The 16142-nt window shown below is 50.8% G+C and carries 11 protein-coding genes and 1 riboswitch; of the genes, 1 reads left to right on the top strand and 10 read right to left on the bottom strand.

What is annotated here, in order from left to right; genetic code table 11:
- Positions 1–19: 19 nt before the first annotated feature.
- The 9 genes from MHB80_RS13415 to MHB80_RS13375 form a co-directional block, all read right to left on the bottom strand.
- Entirely contained in the window at positions 20–1111 is a 1092-nt protein-coding gene (locus tag MHB80_RS13415) for a cobalt-precorrin-5B (C(1))-methyltransferase (protein ID WP_341282589.1), read from the bottom strand.
- Between the two features lie 5 nt (positions 1112–1116).
- Entirely contained in the window at positions 1117–1767 is a 651-nt protein-coding gene (locus MHB80_RS13410; protein ID WP_341282588.1) for a precorrin-8X methylmutase, read from the bottom strand.
- Positions 1768–1808: 41 nt separating this feature from the next.
- On the bottom strand, positions 1809–2576 hold the full coding sequence (gene cobK / locus MHB80_RS13405; protein WP_341282587.1) for a precorrin-6A reductase: 768 nt from the start codon (positions 2574–2576) through the stop codon (positions 1809–1811).
- Positions 2577–2579: 3 nt separating this feature from the next.
- The gene (locus tag MHB80_RS13400) at positions 2580–3671 is read right to left on the bottom strand and encodes a sirohydrochlorin chelatase (protein WP_341282586.1); all 1092 of its coding nucleotides are present in this window, start codon (positions 3669–3671) and stop codon (positions 2580–2582) included.
- 24 nt (positions 3672–3695) lie between these two features.
- Entirely contained in the window at positions 3696–5537 is a 1842-nt protein-coding gene (gene cobJ / locus MHB80_RS13395) for a precorrin-3B C(17)-methyltransferase (RefSeq protein WP_341282585.1), read from the bottom strand.
- A gap of 164 nt (positions 5538–5701) precedes the next feature.
- Positions 5702–5852, bottom strand: a riboswitch (cobalamin riboswitch).
- Positions 5853–6085: 233 nt separating this feature from the next.
- The gene (locus MHB80_RS13390) at positions 6086–6355 is read right to left on the bottom strand and encodes a hypothetical protein (protein WP_341282584.1); all 270 of its coding nucleotides are present in this window, start codon (positions 6353–6355) and stop codon (positions 6086–6088) included.
- 24 nt (positions 6356–6379) lie between these two features.
- Complete coding sequence (locus MHB80_RS13385) at positions 6380–6853, bottom strand: DUF6376 family protein (RefSeq protein ID WP_341282583.1); 474 nt, start codon at positions 6851–6853, stop codon at positions 6380–6382.
- Positions 6854–7172: 319 nt separating this feature from the next.
- Entirely contained in the window at positions 7173–12008 is a 4836-nt protein-coding gene (locus MHB80_RS13380; protein ID WP_341282582.1) for a leucine-rich repeat protein, read from the bottom strand.
- Positions 12009–13187: 1179 nt separating this feature from the next.
- Complete coding sequence (locus tag MHB80_RS13375; protein WP_341282581.1) at positions 13188–13511, bottom strand: hypothetical protein; 324 nt, start codon at positions 13509–13511, stop codon at positions 13188–13190.
- Here MHB80_RS13375 and MHB80_RS13370 point away from each other — a divergent pair, their 5' ends adjacent.
- Positions 13512–13817 carry a hypothetical protein gene (locus MHB80_RS13370; RefSeq protein WP_341282580.1) on the top strand — a complete coding sequence of 102 codons (306 nt, stop codon included), beginning with the start codon at positions 13512–13514 and terminating at the stop codon, positions 13815–13817.
- Here the strand turns inward: MHB80_RS13370 and MHB80_RS13365 are convergent.
- Positions 13814–16063 carry an MMPL family transporter gene (locus MHB80_RS13365; protein ID WP_341282579.1) on the bottom strand — a complete coding sequence of 750 codons (2250 nt, stop codon included), beginning with the start codon at positions 16061–16063 and terminating at the stop codon, positions 13814–13816. The genes MHB80_RS13370 and MHB80_RS13365 overlap by 4 nt on opposite strands.
- Positions 16064–16142 lie beyond the last annotated feature (79 nt).

The raw sequence follows: 16142 nt of genomic DNA, 5'->3' as shown, positions 1-16142 counted from the left end.
TTGCATGCATTTGAAAACGCTATTGCTCAGCCCTGCCTAACAGATGGGCTTTCATCGATATAATGACCGTCTCGACGATCAGCAGTCCGCCCGCTTCCTTCTTGCTATGATAGCAGCACAGCTCGCTCATTCGTTCGAAAAAGGCATCAATGCCGCGCTCCTGCATCATATCGCCAACCTGTGAAGCGGTGTTCGCGCCGCGTATTTCTTCCACAAGTCCTTCGGGAACAGCTGCATATTCCGCTATTTCGGCGAGAAAGCCGAAGTCGACTGGCGCGCTTTTGGAATGCACCATCATGACGCCTTGCGCCACCTTCGAAAACTTGCCCATCATGCCGACAAGCGTTACTTTGCGAATTTGCTTGTTTCGGGCCATTTTCAGCGAGAAGCCGATAAAATCGCCCATCTCGATAAAAGCCTCCTCCGGCAAATCGGGATACAGCTCCATCCCAAACTTTTCCGTACGGCCACCTGTCGATAAAACAAGATGGTCGCAGCCGCTGACGGCTGCGACATTAATCGCTTGCGCGACGCTCGCTTTGTATGCTGCGGTAGAGAACGGCACAACGGTGCCTCTCGTTCCGAGTATGGAAATGCCGCCTAGAATACCAAGGCGACCATTTAACGTTTTGAGCGCGATTCGCTCTCCTTCCGGCACAGAAATGACGACGCTTACGCCTCGCCCCTCCAGCTCGAACGATCGCAGCACCTCTTCGACCGCTTCGTGAATCATGCGGCGCGGCACCGGATTAATGGCGGCTTCGCCAACCGCCACGGGCAGACCGGGCTTCGTTACCCGGCCAACACCAATGCCGCCATCAAGTATAACGCCTTCGCCGTCATGCCATTTGACCTCCGAAAAAATGCTTGCGCCATGCGTAGCATCCGGATCGTCGCCGCCATCCTTAATCACTTCAGCTTTTGCGGCATCGCCATTCAGCTCACAGCTTACAATGGTGAAAGTGACCCGCTCGCCAATCGGCAGCACAATTTCCGACTCGGTCTGCTGCTCGCGCAAAATCAGCGCTGTCAGCGCCGCTTTCGTCGCAGCAGTTGCACACGAGCCTGTCGTATAGCCATGGCGAAGCGGCTTATCCTCTTTCTTGTCCACGCTTTTTACACTTGGCGCTCTGCCAGCAGGGAAATCGCGTTAACCGCAGCCACGGCAACCGGGCTCCCGCCCTTTCGTCCGAGATTCGTAATAAACGGAATGTCCAGCTTGGCAAGCTCCTCCTTCGATTCTGCTGCCGATACGAAGCCAACGGGAACGCCAACGATAAGGCCTGGTTTGGCTTCGCCATTTTTCACCAGTCTAATTAACTCCAGCAGCGCTGTAGGCGCGTTTCCGATCGCATAAATACCGCCGTCCGCTTCACGAATCGCTTTGCGAATGGAAATAATCGCCCGCGTCGTATTGAGGCGCTTCGCCTCCTCCATCACATCTGCATCCGATATGTATACACGCACGTCGCCGCCAAACTTCTCAATGCGCGGCTTGCTGATTCCTACTTGAACCATCTGCACATCGGCAACTACAGGCTTGCCCGCGAGGATCGCCTTAATGCCTGCCTGTACCGCATCCTTATGGAACATCATGCTGCGTCCCAGCTCAAAATCAGCGGAAGCGTGAATAACGCGCTGTACAACAGAATATTGCTCATCTGTGAACGGGTGCTCCCCTAGCTCCTCGGTAATCATTTCAAAGCTGCGTGCTTCAATTTCCTGCGGCTGTACAGTAAGCGGTTTAAAATCAGTCAAAAAATCCATGTTTTTCGCTCAGCTCCTTCAATATATGATGCAACGTGTATTTAACTCAACATTTCCTTTAATGTATCACTTATTTCGTCAAAGCGCGAAAAAACATGCCCATAGGCAAGCTTAGGACGCCCAATAATAATCGTCTCAATACCCATTTCAAGCGCCGCTTCCAGCTTCTCATCCACAGAGCCAACCTTGCCGCTCTCCTTCGTAATCATCAGCGTCACGCCGAATTGCTCGTAAAGGGCGCGGTTGAGCGCTTTGGAAAATGGACCCTGCATGGCAACGATATGCTTTTGCGGCAGTCCCAGCGCATCGCATTTCTCCATATTGTCGAGGCGCGGCAGCATGCGGGCGATCAGCGTCACGTTAGGCAAGCCTAGCAGGCGCTCGGTAAAAACCTGCAGCGTTTTGCTGCCAGTCGTCAGCATCACGACGCCGCCTTTGGCAGCCGCCATTTCGGCTGCTTCGGCGTAATCATCCGCATACTGGATTAGCGGCTGTCCATCAAAGGTCAGGCTCTCGCGCTCATAGCGAATATAAGGCACCGATGCCTGCTCGGCCGCCGCCATTGCATTGCGATGCGCCTCCTCGGCAAAGGGATGGCTGGCATCAACGACAGCCTGTACCTGATTTCCCTTCAGGTAAGCTGCCATTTCGTCTGCGGTTAGCCGTCCCACTCGTACATCAAGTCCGGCTTCCTTCAAGCTGCCTGCCGCACTATCGGTCACGACCGAAGTCAGCACGCTATAGCCCTGTGCCTTAATTTGTACAGCGAGCTCCCTCGCATCGCTCGTTCCACATAGCATAAAAATCATGGCTTAACCCTCCCCGACAAGCGTTGCTGCCTTGGACGGATCATTTTTCTGCGGGGCATCTTCCTTGGCATTAGCAGCAGGCTCGCCAATTTCAAGGTGCTCGTGGTCGTGGTGATCATGGTCGTGTTCATGGTGCTCATGGTTATGCTCATGTGTATGGCCCTCATGATGATGCTCGTGATCATGCGCATGGTGTTCGTGATTATGGTCATGATGATCATGCCCGTGATCGTGATCATGATGGTGGTGGTCATGGTGGTCGTGATCATGATCATGGTGGTGATGATGGTCATGATCTTTCATCGCCTGCAGGCGGAACTGGCACATATCGCAGTTCATCTTCACTTCGTCCTGCAGCGCTTCTGCGGCGCGATCTTTCAAAATCTCTTTAAGCAGCGGGTGGAAGCCAAAATATTCCGCAAGCACAAATTCCGTATCCGGATAAGCAGCCGTATATTGCTCCATCGCTGCTTCCATCCGTTTAATTAAAACACCGGTAAACAGGAAGTACGGCAGTATAATAACTTTACGCGCGCCCAGCTTGAGGCAGCGCTCTACACCTTCATCCATCAGAGGCGCCGTTACGCCAATAAAGGCGGTTTCGACCCATTTGACTTTAAGGCGCTCCCAGAACAAACGGGAAATTTTAAATAGCTCGCTGTTCGCATCGGCATCGCTGCTGCCCCGACCGACGATCAAAATAGCCGTATCAGCAAGCTCGCTTTCCTCTGCCGCAGCTGCTTCGCCAAGGCGGGAGGTTAGAATTTCCAGCACTTGATCGTGAACGCCAATCGGCCGTCCATAAATAATATTTATTGCTGGGTATCGCAGCTTTGCCTCATCAATTGCTGCAGGCATATGAAGCTTTGCATGCCCTGCCGAAAATAACGTAATCGGAATAACGGCGATCCGAGTCGCCCCTTTTGATACGCAAATATCAAAGCCCTGCTTCATCGTCGGCGTGACAAACTCCAGAAAGCACAGCTCTACCAAATCTGCTTTCAGTGTTGACGCTACAGAGGCGACAAACTCGCGCACCTCTTCATTGCCTCTCTCATCCCGGCTTCCGTGCCCTACAAATAAAACCGCATCCATCTTCCTTCATCTCCCTTGCTGTCGCTAGTCTCCGCACAATGCGTCTTCGATATGAAAAACAGGCAGCTCCTGATAGCGATAGCCTTCTATTTGACCCATCCGTTTGAAAAATTTATGAAAGCGCTCATTCGGATGGCCTTCCGATTTATACAGCGCAATAATGCGTTCAATCAGTGGCACGATTTCCTCGGCTGCAATGCCTTCGGCAACCGGCTGCGCCGCATGCGCATTGCGGCCGACGGTTTTGCCGCCGAGGAACAAATCAAATTTGCCACGGCGATACACGATGCCGATATCCTCGTTAACTGCGCCATAACAAGCCATGCCGCAGCCATTGAACCCGACACGCAGCTCCTTCGGCATGGCCATGCCGCCGATCTTCTCTTGCAGTTCATCGGCATAAGGCACCGATTCCGCCTTCTCCAGATTGCAAAAATCGCAAGCCTTCAGTTGCAAAACATCACCAATCGGTGCCAGACTGAGGCCATCCGCACGCAGCTTTGCCGTAACGCTGTCTGGATCAGACGTCGGGATCCGCACAAGCAGATGATGGTGCGGCGTATATTCAATCGAGCCCTTCTCGCCAACCGCCTGCGCCAGTGCCACCAGCTGTTGGGGAGTAAAGTTCTTCGTCGCTACACCCGGGCTTACGGCGAACTCCAAAACGGATTGCTGCGTAAATACAGGCAATGGGCTCGCGGCTTCCTCATATGCCCCACTAGGCTCTATACCCTTGCTGCGATCATTAAGCAGTACTGCTTCCATCGCCAAATGAAGTGGCGAGACAGCTGGCATCGCGGCTGACTCCACCCTCGATGAAGCAGCTTTATCAACCGGAGCTGGAGCTGGCTTCACGGGTGCGGCTGGAGGCGCTATGGCAACGGCTACGCCGCCGCCTTGCCCATTTTCATTTCTCGGCTGGTCTTGCATCGCCATTTGCGGCTCCTCCCGCTCCACCAAAGAGTCCGCCCTATCATATTCATCCTCAGGATAGTCTCCATCACCTGAGAGCTCCGGCATTCCTGCCGTATGAAGCGCCCACGGCTCATTCTTCTCTTGCAGACGCTGGTGAGGCTTCAAAGGCTGCGCGCCTTCGCCCAGCGTATATTTGCGCTGATAGCCACGCGGCGTAATCATCAGCCCATCATAATTAACGGTTGTGGAGTTGCCGATAACGACCGTTGTCAGCATGCCGATATCATGGTCAAGCATACGGGCAAGCGTCGTCACGACAATATCCTCACGGTCGCGGTACGCGCTTTTCACAATGCCAACCGGCGTATCTGGCGAGCGGTATTTGAGCAAAATACGCTGCGTCTCCACGATTTGCCGTGTTCTTCTGCCGCTGCGCGGGTTATAAAGCGCAATGACGAAATCCGCTTGTCCTGCCGCTTCTACTCTGCGCGCTATCAGCTCCCAAGGGGTCAAATGATCGCTTAGGCTGATCGTGCAAGCATCGTGCATAATCGGTGCGCCGAGCAGGGACGCTGTCGAGTTAATGGCGGAAATGCCGGGAATGACTTCAACCTCTACCCCGCCATTACGCTTCCAGCCCTTCTCAATCAGCACCTCATACACGAGTCCTGCCATACCGTACACGCCCGCATCGCCGCTTGATATAACGGCAACCTTCTTGCCGTTCTCCGCCTGGCGCACCGCTTCCTGCGCCCGGCTGACCTCCTCCGTCATCCCTGTCCGCACAATCGCCTGATCGCTGATTAGCTCCCGAATCAAGTCCACATACGTGTTATAGCCGATGACTATATCGCTCTCCTGAATCGCTTCACGGGCGCGTTTCGTAATATGCTCGAAGCTCCCTGGGCCGAATCCGATTATTAACAGCTTGCCGACGCCTGCTTCACTCATTGATGCCCAACTCCTTCTATGTAGCAATTTACAATTTCTATCCAACAAAAAAAGCACCTCTAACGATATGTGTTAGAAATGCTTGAAAAGACCAATGTCCTTGTTAAACGCAGACAGCGAAGGGCCATCCAATCTCTAACACCTTCCTAATATCCACGTAGGTTTACAGTGTCGTTGAAATAAGCAGGTCTCCTGGCTTTGAAGCGTCAGTCGCTTCATACAGTGGCGGGTCCGCGCCGGTCTCTCACCGACTTCCCTATTAAGTCAACTTGGGCGCCTTGCGCACCTGCTGACACTTATTCCCTTCCTATTAAATTGTAATCTTAATGATAACATTAGATTGTATGATCGACAAGTGCGTTTATGCCATCAGCCTAGACGCAAATAGAGCCAGCGCAAGCTCGGACTGCATGTCCATGCTGGCGCCAGCTCTATTTTTCAAAATATAAGAATTTATAAGTTTTGCACTTATAAATGGGCTTATATTTCACCCTCGAAACGGCAGCTTTGCCGTCAGAGGACGGCTTCAGCCATTTACGCGTAAAGGTTTATTTCTTCTCCAGTGTTTCCCAAGCCGCTTTCACGAGAGAATCAAAAAGCTCGTCATCCTCTTCCAGCTCATCCTCAACAGCTAAAAGATCCTCTTCCTTGCCTGATTCATTTAGAAAAAATAAACCGTAGCCCCACTCAGTCGCCTTGCGGCTGTGAAGGGCAATTTCGTATTGGTTCGTCTGACCCTCTACTTCAAAATGAACCTTGCCTACGAAACCAGATTCCTTGGAGTTCGTCATGCTAGCATGCAAAATATTTACTTTCATCTTTCATTCTTCCTCTCTTTACCGTTACGACACCAGCTGCTGAAGTTGATTGACTTGATTTAACAGCTCGTTGATTTTGTTAATCGTATTTGGAATTTCCGTTGCGTCAACCAATGCTTTGCCGTCTTCGATCTGCTTCAGCACCGCATCAATGCCTTCCTGCAGCTTCAAATTATAATCGACCACGGTCTGATGGACATCCTTGGCAAAATCCGGCGCTTGCAGCTCGCCAAACTGCTTGATAGATTCCTGCACAGCTACTAGCTGTTCCTTATAATCGGCGCGTGCACTTGCATCGTTTACGGCTTGCTCCGCAAGCTGCGTCGCCTGCTCGCTGAAGCTTGTCAGCGTCTGCATGTATGAAGCCGCCCCCGTCACATAGTCGGCCGAGCTCGATACGGAATTGACCGCCTGCTTGGCATCCTCGAATAACGAGCATCCTCCTAATAATAACATTCCAATGATTAAAAGTATGCTTTTTCCTGAACGAATGGTCATGTTTAATCTCTTCCTTTCCGCCTGTATGGCACAGAGCACTATTTATACGGCATAAGCGTCCAAACGGTTGCATTTCGTCTTATTAATAAGCTTGTCCATCATTTATGTGGGCTATAAGATCAAATGAGACTAAAACAGCCCGAAGATTTCGTGGATTTCATTTAAACCATTTTCTTGTCAACCGACATTTCACACCTATCTGCCAGTTACTTGTACGACAAAAAGGAGCTGCCACGAGGCAAGCTCCTTCACTATCGTTTTACAGACGATTCCATGAATGAGTATCTCGATTCATTTGGGATTGATTACTTTGCTTGATTTAATCGATAAAATGTACATATTGCAGGAACCTTTTCAGTATAACCGCTGCCTGCGCCCTCGTTACATTCTCCCTCGGGGCAAAGCGTCCGTCCACCATTCCTTTCATAATGCCGTCTTCCGATGCTCGGACTACCGCAGCTTGCGCCCATGAAGAAATGGAGTCTCGATCCGTGAAAGCATCCAGATGGCCTCCCTCTTGCCCATCGCTACCGGTTCCATGGCTGGTGAAGGTTAAGGCCCCAGCAATCACAACGGCCATTTGCTCGCGGGTAATTGGATCGTTAGGCGCAAAACGGCCGGCACCGATGCCACTAACCAGCCCGTTAGCCACTGCCGCATTTACTGCAGATGCATACCATGCGGATGCAGGGACATCCGCAAAACGATCACCGCCCTCGCTCTCCTTCACGGATAGCCCTAGCGCACGAACGAGCAAGGCTGAGAATTCCGCTCGTGTAATGGTTCCCTCTGAGTCAAAACGGTCGGCCGCCACGCCGTTCACCAGCAGCTTGGACGCCAGATGCTCCACATCCGCTTTTGCCCAGTGTCCGGTTAAATCGGCGAACGTTCGGGCTTGCACATTTACGACTGTGTACAAGCTGTTATGTGGCACGTTCAGAATCGCTTCGTTAGTGCCGTCTGGACCGGTTTCCATCTTTGCCGGAACAAAAACGACGGTTCCGTTTTCCGGGATATACTGAACAGCAACCAGGTTACGGTTTGTGTTCTCTCGGTCCAACTTAATGGTCCGGGTCGAGTAAGATCCACCAAAGTCGTACACCTCCAGCATTTGCCCGTTTGCTTCGACCATCACCTTGTAGTCAATGACGTCGGCGAAAACAGAAAAACCTTGAGAAACGCCGATCCGATCGATCTCTTGTCGAATTTGCTCGCCGGCCAGCGCCTGTATGATGTTCACGGTCAAATTCGATATTTCCGCGTCGAGACGCGCCGCCAAGCCGGTCAGATCGATCGCGCTTAACCGCAATTGGTAGCTAGAATCGTTCAACCTCACCTCGACAATTGTATTGGAATTAGCTTTGACCATATCCACGATCCAGTATGCTTGAAGCTGTGCCTGTACCGCTTGCTCCCGATTGCCGATTGTAATTCTGACAATCGGTTCCATCGCATTTTTCAGGAGTTCCAACACTTGCTCCCTCGTCCGTTCGGGGAGGATGACTTGCTCGATCACCGTGCCGTCCGAACGCTTGACTTGTTTGATGTCGGATGGATCGACGAGAATTGTAATCCCGCCATTCGAATCTAACTTCACAGTCGTCCCCGATGTGACCGGTCGATTGCCGTTATCCGACGAAGACGAGGTTGAGATCCCAGTAACAGTGATGGTTTTCACTGCTTCATTGCCTGCTTCGTCTAGGGCATAAACGGTATAGTCGCCGTTGGCAGTAGTGGTGAATTGAGGTGTGGCCAAAATATCGGTTCCTTTCGTTCCGCCGGCAAAATCAACCCCACTAAGACTTCCAGGCAGCCAACGGAGCTGCGTCAGCGCATTTCCCGCAGCTCCGCCGTACACGCTTGCAATCACACTGATCGCTTTACGTTCCGATCCGTTAGGTGCAACCGTCAGGGTAACTTCGGGCGGTATCGCCACGATACGTATTCCGTTCGCGTCCGGGGCTACGTAAGTTAGCGAAGCCGGGCGTCCGCTGGAGGTGCGAACGATACTTGCACCGTCCGGGAGTTCCAATGATGCAGCAACTTTAATTCCGTCAACATCCGCGAGCCCAGCAGGAACTTCGAATTCGAAAGTAAGTTTTGTCACTGCCTCGCCTCGCGCTCCCATATATGGGGCATATACCGTCTGAGTGGCGGAATTGTCTCCAACCATGATCGGAACGACCGGTGTTCCGATCACGGTTACTTCATATCCATAAAATACCGTAAAGCGAAGCGTGTCGCTCGTTCCGTACAAATCATTGGCCGATGCGGTTAGCACCATCCCCACCCAAGCGGCTTCAAATACCGCCATAGCGTCGTTCAAACTGACAGTAGCTTCATCCAAACGAGTCTGAGATTGATTTTCCGCATCGTCGGCAATAGCCTGCGCTGCATCTATCACGGTCTGCAAGGCAGCGCGGTCTCCTGCCGAAGTCTGCCCTACATCCGTTCCTTCTGGATGATCCGTCAACGCCTGCTGCGCCGCTGTGATCGCCGACCCCAGCGCCGTTGGAATGCCCGCTTGTATAACAGCAGCATTAAAGACTTGAACCGCCGAATTTAACTGGTTAACTGCCGTATCCAGTTGAGCCTGCGTGTAATTACCCGCGTTATCAAGAATCTGCTGTGCCGCATCCACCGCAGTTTCCAGAACGGTGCGCGTTCCTGCCGAAGTCTGCCCTACATCCGTTCCTTGCGGATGATCTGTCAACGCCTGCTGCGCCGCCGTGATCGCCGCCCCCAACGCCGTTGGAATGCCCGCTTGTATAACAGCAGCATTAAAGGCTTGAACCGCTGATTTTAACTGGTTAACCGCAGTATCCAGTTGAGCCTGCGTGTAATTGCCCGCGTTATCAAGAACCTGCTGTGCCGCATCCATCGCAGTTTCAAGCACGGTGCGCGTTCCCGCTGACACCTGCCCTACATCCGCTCCTTGCGGATGATCCGTCAACGCCTGCTGCGCCGCCGTGATCGCCGCCCCCAACGCCGTTGGAATGCCCGCTTGTATAACAGCAGCATTAAAGGCTTGAACCGCTGATTTTAACTGGTTAACCGCAGTATCCAGTTGAGCCTGCGTGTAATTGCCCGCGTTATCAAGAACCTGCTGTGCCGCATCCACCGCAGTTTCGAGCGCGGTGCGCGTTCCTGCCGAAGTCTGCCCTACTTCCGTTCCTTGCGGATGATCTGTCAACGCCTGCTGCGCCGCCGTGATCGCCGCCCCCAGCGCCGTTGAAATGCCCGCTTTTATAACAGCAGCATTAAAGGCTTGAACCGCTGATTTTAACTGGTTAACTGCCGTATCCAGTTGATCCTGCGTGTAATTGCCCGCGTTATCAAGAATCTGCTGCGCCGCATCCATCGCAGTTTCCAGCACGGTGCGAGTTCCTGCCGAAGTCTGTCCTACATCCGTACCTTCTGGATGATTCGTCAACGCCTGCTGCGCCGCCATGATCGCCGCCCCCAGCGCCGTTGGAATGCCCGCTTGTATAACAGCAGCATTAAAGACTTGAACCGCTGAATTTAATTGGTTAACTGCCGTATCCAGTTGATCCTGCGTGTAATTGCCCGCGTTATCGAGAATCTGCTGCGCCGCATCCATCGCAGTTTCGAGCGCGGTGCGCGTTCCTGCCGAAGTCTGTCCTACATCCGTACCTTCTGGATGATTCGTCAACGCCTGCTGCGCCGCCGTGATCGCCGCGTCCAACGCCGTTGAAATGCCCGCTTGTATAACAGCAGCATTAAAGGCTTGAACCGCTGAATTTAACTGGTTAACCGCAGTATCCAGTTGATCTTGCGTGTAATTACCCGCGTTATCAAGAATCTGCTGCGCCGCATCCATCGCAGTTTCAAGCACGATGCGCGTTCCTGCCGAAGTCTGCCCTACATCCGTTCCTTGCGGATGATCTGTCAACGCCTGCTGCGCCGCTGTGATCGCCGCGTCCAACGCCGTTGAAATGCCCGCTTGTATAACAGCAGCATTAAAGACTTGAACCGCTGAATTTAACTGGTTAACTGCCGTATCCAGTTGATCCTGCGTGTAATTACCCCCGTTATCGAGAATCTGCTGCGCCGCATCCATCGCAGTTTCCAGCACGGTGCGAGTTCCTGCCGAAGTCTGCCCTACATCCGTACCTTGCGGATGATCCGTCAATGCCTGCTGCGCCGCCGTGATTGCCGCTGCCAACGCCGCGGGATTGCCGGCCTGGACAATTTGCGCATTGAATGCCGCGATTGAAGAGGTCAGAGGATTTGCTGCGTTAGCCAGGTCAAAGGCGATGGTGGCATTCCCGATTCCGTCGATAAAAAGCATGGCTGCGTCATAGTCTGCCGATAAGTCGTTATAGGCATTGGCCGGAACTTGTCCTACGCTGGTGCCCACCAGATTACTTTTCAACAACGACTTGGCGCTAGAGACCGCTTGAAATAACGCCGTTCCGTCCACAAACGTATGTCCGTTGCTCGAAGCATAAACGGCCACGGGAGAATTCGCAATTCCGAATATTTTCAGATTGCCCGGATTACCCTCAAATACACCTGTCCCAAAAGTTGTTGCATTGCCTAACACAGTTATGCTTGTTAAGTTGTTATTATAGAATGAACTACTGGCGACATTCGTTACGCTGGCCGGGATGACAAGTTTCGCAATGTGATTGGTGTCGAAAGCCCCGCCATTAATCGTCTTCAAATTTTCCGATAATTTAATCGATGTCAAATTATTCATATAAAAAGAATAGTTGCCGATCGTCGTCACACTATCTGGAAAAACGACTGTTGTAAGCGGATTGTTCTCGAATGCGCTGGAGCCGATCGTTAACAAACTGTCTGGAAGGTCTATGGAAGTGAGGCCAGTATAACGGAATCCATACGTTTGGATTACCTTCACGTTGTTCGGAATCACGACGCTTGTAATTTTAGGTTTGCCTGTACCGTATGTATCAAATGCTGATCTCCCAATTTCGGTTACCGTCGTACCCGCATACTCAGCGGGAATAACCACATTCAGTTCCGTCCCCCTGTAGTCCGTGACCGTTGCGCCATTGGAACCGATTGTAAAAGTAAAATCGTTCGCATCTGCATAAACAGGTAGAATCTGTGAGAATGAAGTCCCAAACGTAAATAAAGCAATTAATAGACATAAGACTGATTTTTTCATGATTTTTCTCCTTTAATATAACGCTTGAAGTGAAATAACGAAGAGTAGAAAATGGTCGGAAGAGCGGGATAGAGATATTTTTCTGTAACTGGATAGCAACTACATTTGATTATAACGAAGGCTAATAAAAGAATAATGAAAGAATAATGAAAAAATCGGCCAATTCCGCGCAGTATCAATACTTACGAATCTTTTTGTTTTTGTAAAGTCGGTTTTGAAAAATGTCGTAATATCTAAAAGTGGTAATGGAAGGTCCTTTAGGATATTTTTGGCGAACGAACGAGAGGAAATCGGAGTCGGGATGGTCTGGCAAATTAGTGTCTCAACGAGGCGATGTGAAGCATTCGGCAATCGGTTGCATGCTGTCGTCGATGCAGCCAACGCCAAATGACAAGAGCTTGAGCATATAACTAAAAAAGATCGTGATTGACGAACTTTATTTAGAAAATGTTTTTATCCTCTGACAATGAGTCATGTGACTAGGTCAGAAATGTTACTATATGAAGGTAGAACAAGGAGCAAATCGCCGTGGATGTTGCTCCTTGTTTGTTGTGTTTTGTCCTTTGAAAATCATATCTTAGAATGATCCATTAAGAGGAACAGCGGCTGACCAAGACTTGAAAAATACAGCGGTAACCTGTCTCCTCATAAACTTCCCTAATATATCAATCTTCTAGGGTTTCATCTTGCTCTCCCCCCAGATGGCACCGACCAGCGTTTCTCTTCTTCTGGTATTCAACCAAATTCCATCCTGCCATAAGCCTTTTCACATTTAGTAGATTTGCTTCCTCCCTATAAATCAAGCGCGAAAAAATAATATTATGCTGGTTATAAAAACATCCCGATGTACCAAGGCTTTAAGCCACATCGGGACTGACTAAGTTGTAACAAATCTATGTTCCTAATCAAGGACAAACTAAACTACAACTCACAACTGTTACAGCTGTTTGTTTACCAAAGGCTTGTCCTGACGAATGCTATAATATCTAACTAATTCAAAATGACATTATAATCTGCACCAAATGCACTTATAATCTTTCTCAATTCATGTTATAACTCACAATTTAGCAGAAATTAAAACATAAGCCGCAGATGGCTGAATCGCACACTGGCTATTGCTTGCGTCTGCGGCATAACGATGCATCCCTGTCAGGTGAGCTGCGCCACTCCTTTTGGCAGCTAGCGCTTTGACTTGAACACTTGCCGGCGCCATATGACGACGATGACTAGAAATAAAGCAATTACACCCGTAAGCAGCCACCCCGCCTGCTCATCATTGAGCTGATCTCCCGGAGCGGTAGCAGCCGGATTAGAAGCACCATGGCCAGCATGCTCGTTACAATTGGAGCCGGATGCTGGTGTAGTGGTCGCATTCGTCTGCTGCTCGGTATCAGCAGGTGTACAGACATCAGCAGCGGATACAGCTAGCAAAGCAGAACTCCAGAGGCTTATTCCAATAAACAAAACCACCATAAAAGTTAGACTGAGGAACCTCTTTTGCATTTGGCGAACCCCCTTTGCGCTTTCGTTCCCTTTATTTTATTCCTGTGCGCCCAGAACGGAAGCTTGGCCCTGCGAATTTTAACAGCTACTTATGCTTATGCTTATGCTTACGCTTATGCAAAAACGACCGAGCGTAAACGGCTGTCGCCGTCCTTTGGCGGCAAAGCTTCCGTTTCGCGTAGAAATATAGAGAAGGTTTCGCCCAATGCTATGCTTTCCTATATTTTGAAAAAAAGCGCCTTACTGACTGATCATTTCGATCAGACAGTAAGGCGCCTTGCTGCTGCAAATGACGCAGCGACTTAAACGATTTGTTTTTGCTTGCCAGGCTTGCTTTTTTCCGCCTCCACAAGCTCAGCCCTAGCAGGCCAGAAGGCTCTTTTGCCAAGCAGCGTTGTAATGGCTGGTACGAGGAACGGTCTTACGATGAACGTATCCATCAGCACGCCAATCGCCGTAATAACGCCGAACTGGACCAATACCTGAATCGGCAGCGTCGCAAGTACCGCAAACGTAGCTGCCAGAATCAGACCTGCGGATGTAATTACGCCGCCAGTCTCTGCTACACCTTCACGTATCGCTTGCTTGAGCGGCATTTTCGCCTTTTTCTTCCAAATGCTCGAAATCATGAAAATATTGTAGTCCTCGCCAAGGGCAATAAGGAACACGAATGCATACAGCGGGATCGCTCCTTGAATCGCTTCTGCACCCATCCCATAATGCAATATAAGCCAGCCAAGGCCTAAAGCAGAGCCGAATGACAATAATACGGTGGCGATTAAATATAGAGCTGCAACAATGGAGCGCAAATAGACGATGAGCAGCACTAAAATCATCCCAATAACAAGAGGGATAATAACCTTATTGTCTCTATCGGTCAACAGCTGTGAGTCATGCTGCGTTGCAGTCTGCCCGCCTACCCACACTTTAGACGCGGCATTTGAAACGCCTGCTTTATCCAATGCTTCCTCAGCCGCTCCGCGAAGCAGCGGAACCAAATCCATGGCCTCCTGTGAATAAGGATTAATGTTTAGCGTAACTTGAACGGACTGCAAATTCGGGTCCTCTTTACTTTGAACCGGCTCCGATACCGAATCAACGAGATCCATATCCGAAAGGCTGGCAACAAGCTGGGCTGGCTTGCCCTCTGTTTGAACTGCCACGCCGACAGGAGCCAGCTGCCCCGGGGTAAATGCAGTGGAAATCGTATCAAAACCTTCACGCGACGGCATATCTTTCGGGAAGGAAGACAATAAATCATACGTAAACTTAACCTGTGGAGCAAAACCTGCCAGCGCACCGAGAAAAATAACGCTCGCGATAACAACGGTCCAAGGCTTCGCAACGACTAAGCTTCCTACTGCTGTGCCTAGCTTGCTGCCTTGGCGGCGCGGGCGAAACGGCTTGCTGCGCTTCTCTGCACGCAACCGCTGCATACCTTCGGTGCGAGGAATGAACGGGAAGAATGAAGCTCTTCCCATAATCGACAATAGCGCAGGCACGAGTGTCAGGCTGGCAATGCCCATAATGAAAATCGACAAGCTGAATGGTATTGCAAAACGCTGGTAAGCACCATATTTGGCCGCAAGCAGTGCCAGCAATGACAGAACGACCGTGAAGCCGCTCATTGCAATCGCTCCCGATGCATCTCGGAAAGCAATTTTGAGCGCTGTCATCTTATTCTCTTCCCGCTCCAGCTCTTGGCGGAAATGCGAAATAAAGAACAAGCAGTAGTCTGTGCCTGCACCAAACAACAGTACCGTCATAATCGAAATGGCTTGGGCATCTACTGTAATCCAGCCCTCAGAGGCCAGCCAGCCTAGAATAGGGCTCGTAACCAAATATGCGAACCCTACGCCTACAATCGGAACGACCGCCAAAATCGGTGAACGATAAATAAGCAGCAATAGGATGAGTACAATCAGCACCGTAGCAATAAGCAGCGACACGTCCGCTCCTTTGAATAATGCTGATGCGTCGACCTGAATGCCCACTGGACCGCTGATCCTTGCACTCAGCGCATCGACACCAGTTGTAGCCGCATCAAACGGGCTCGTGCCGCCTGCCGCTTCTTTAACCAGCTCTTGAATTTTCTCCAAATTGCTGCGTAAAATTTCCGTGTCCGTATTTTCTGCGAATGTAATGGGCTGAACAAGCGTGCCGCCGTCTTCCGATGCCAGTTTTGAAAGCGCAGGTGCCGGCATTTGATGCAGCGGCAGCAGCTCTCCTTGCTCTGGCAGCGGCTGCTCGCTAAGCAGCTGCGACGTTTTCTGAATGAGCGCATAATCCTCATCGGTGAGACCGGCATCCCTATGCCATACAAGCAAGGCAGGCACACCTGCCCCATTTGGGAATTTTTCCTTCATTAATTGATCTGCAAGCACAGAAGGGCTGTCTGCTTCCAGGTTGGGCGCATTATTTTTCTCTTGTCCTCCAACAGCCGGAAGCCACATCGTTAAAGCTCCTGCAAGTACTATCCACACGATTACCGTGACCCACCGCGTACGGCGGCCTGCAATTGCGCTGCCTAATTTCTCTAGCATAACTCCCATCCTCCGTTTCACATCTTCAGCCATTTGGTTTAAAATAGATTTCGTAGGCTAATTTAATTATATATACCCAAAGGTTAAT

This window comes from Paenibacillus sp. FSL H8-0537 (assembly GCF_038051995.1).
GTDB lineage: Bacteria > Bacillota > Bacilli > Paenibacillales > Paenibacillaceae > Pristimantibacillus.
The sequence above is the reverse complement of the archived record's forward strand: the minus strand, read 5'-3'. Positions and strand labels throughout refer to the sequence as shown.

Coding starts and splice junctions, on each gene's coding strand:
- MHB80_RS13375 (WP_341282581.1), bottom strand. CDS start 13,511: ATGCAAAAGAGGTTCCTCAGTCTAACTTTTATGGTGGTTTTGTTTATT.
- MHB80_RS13410 (WP_341282588.1), bottom strand. CDS start 1,767: ATGGATTTTTTGACTGATTTTAAACCGCTTACTGTACAGCCGCAGGAA.
- MHB80_RS13385 (WP_341282583.1), bottom strand. CDS start 6,853: ATGACCATTCGTTCAGGAAAAAGCATACTTTTAATCATTGGAATGTTA.
- cobK (WP_341282587.1), bottom strand. CDS start 2,576: ATGATTTTTATGCTATGTGGAACGAGCGATGCGAGGGAGCTCGCTGTA.
- MHB80_RS13380 (WP_341282582.1), bottom strand. CDS start 12,008: ATGAAAAAATCAGTCTTATGTCTATTAATTGCTTTATTTACGTTTGGG.
- MHB80_RS13365 (WP_341282579.1), bottom strand. CDS start 16,063: ATGGGAGTTATGCTAGAGAAATTAGGCAGCGCAATTGCAGGCCGCCGT.
- cobJ (WP_341282585.1), bottom strand. CDS start 5,537: ATGAGTGAAGCAGGCGTCGGCAAGCTGTTAATAATCGGATTCGGCCCA.
- MHB80_RS13400 (WP_341282586.1), bottom strand. CDS start 3,671: ATGGATGCGGTTTTATTTGTAGGGCACGGAAGCCGGGATGAGAGAGGC.
- MHB80_RS13390 (WP_341282584.1), bottom strand. CDS start 6,355: ATGAAAGTAAATATTTTGCATGCTAGCATGACGAACTCCAAGGAATCT.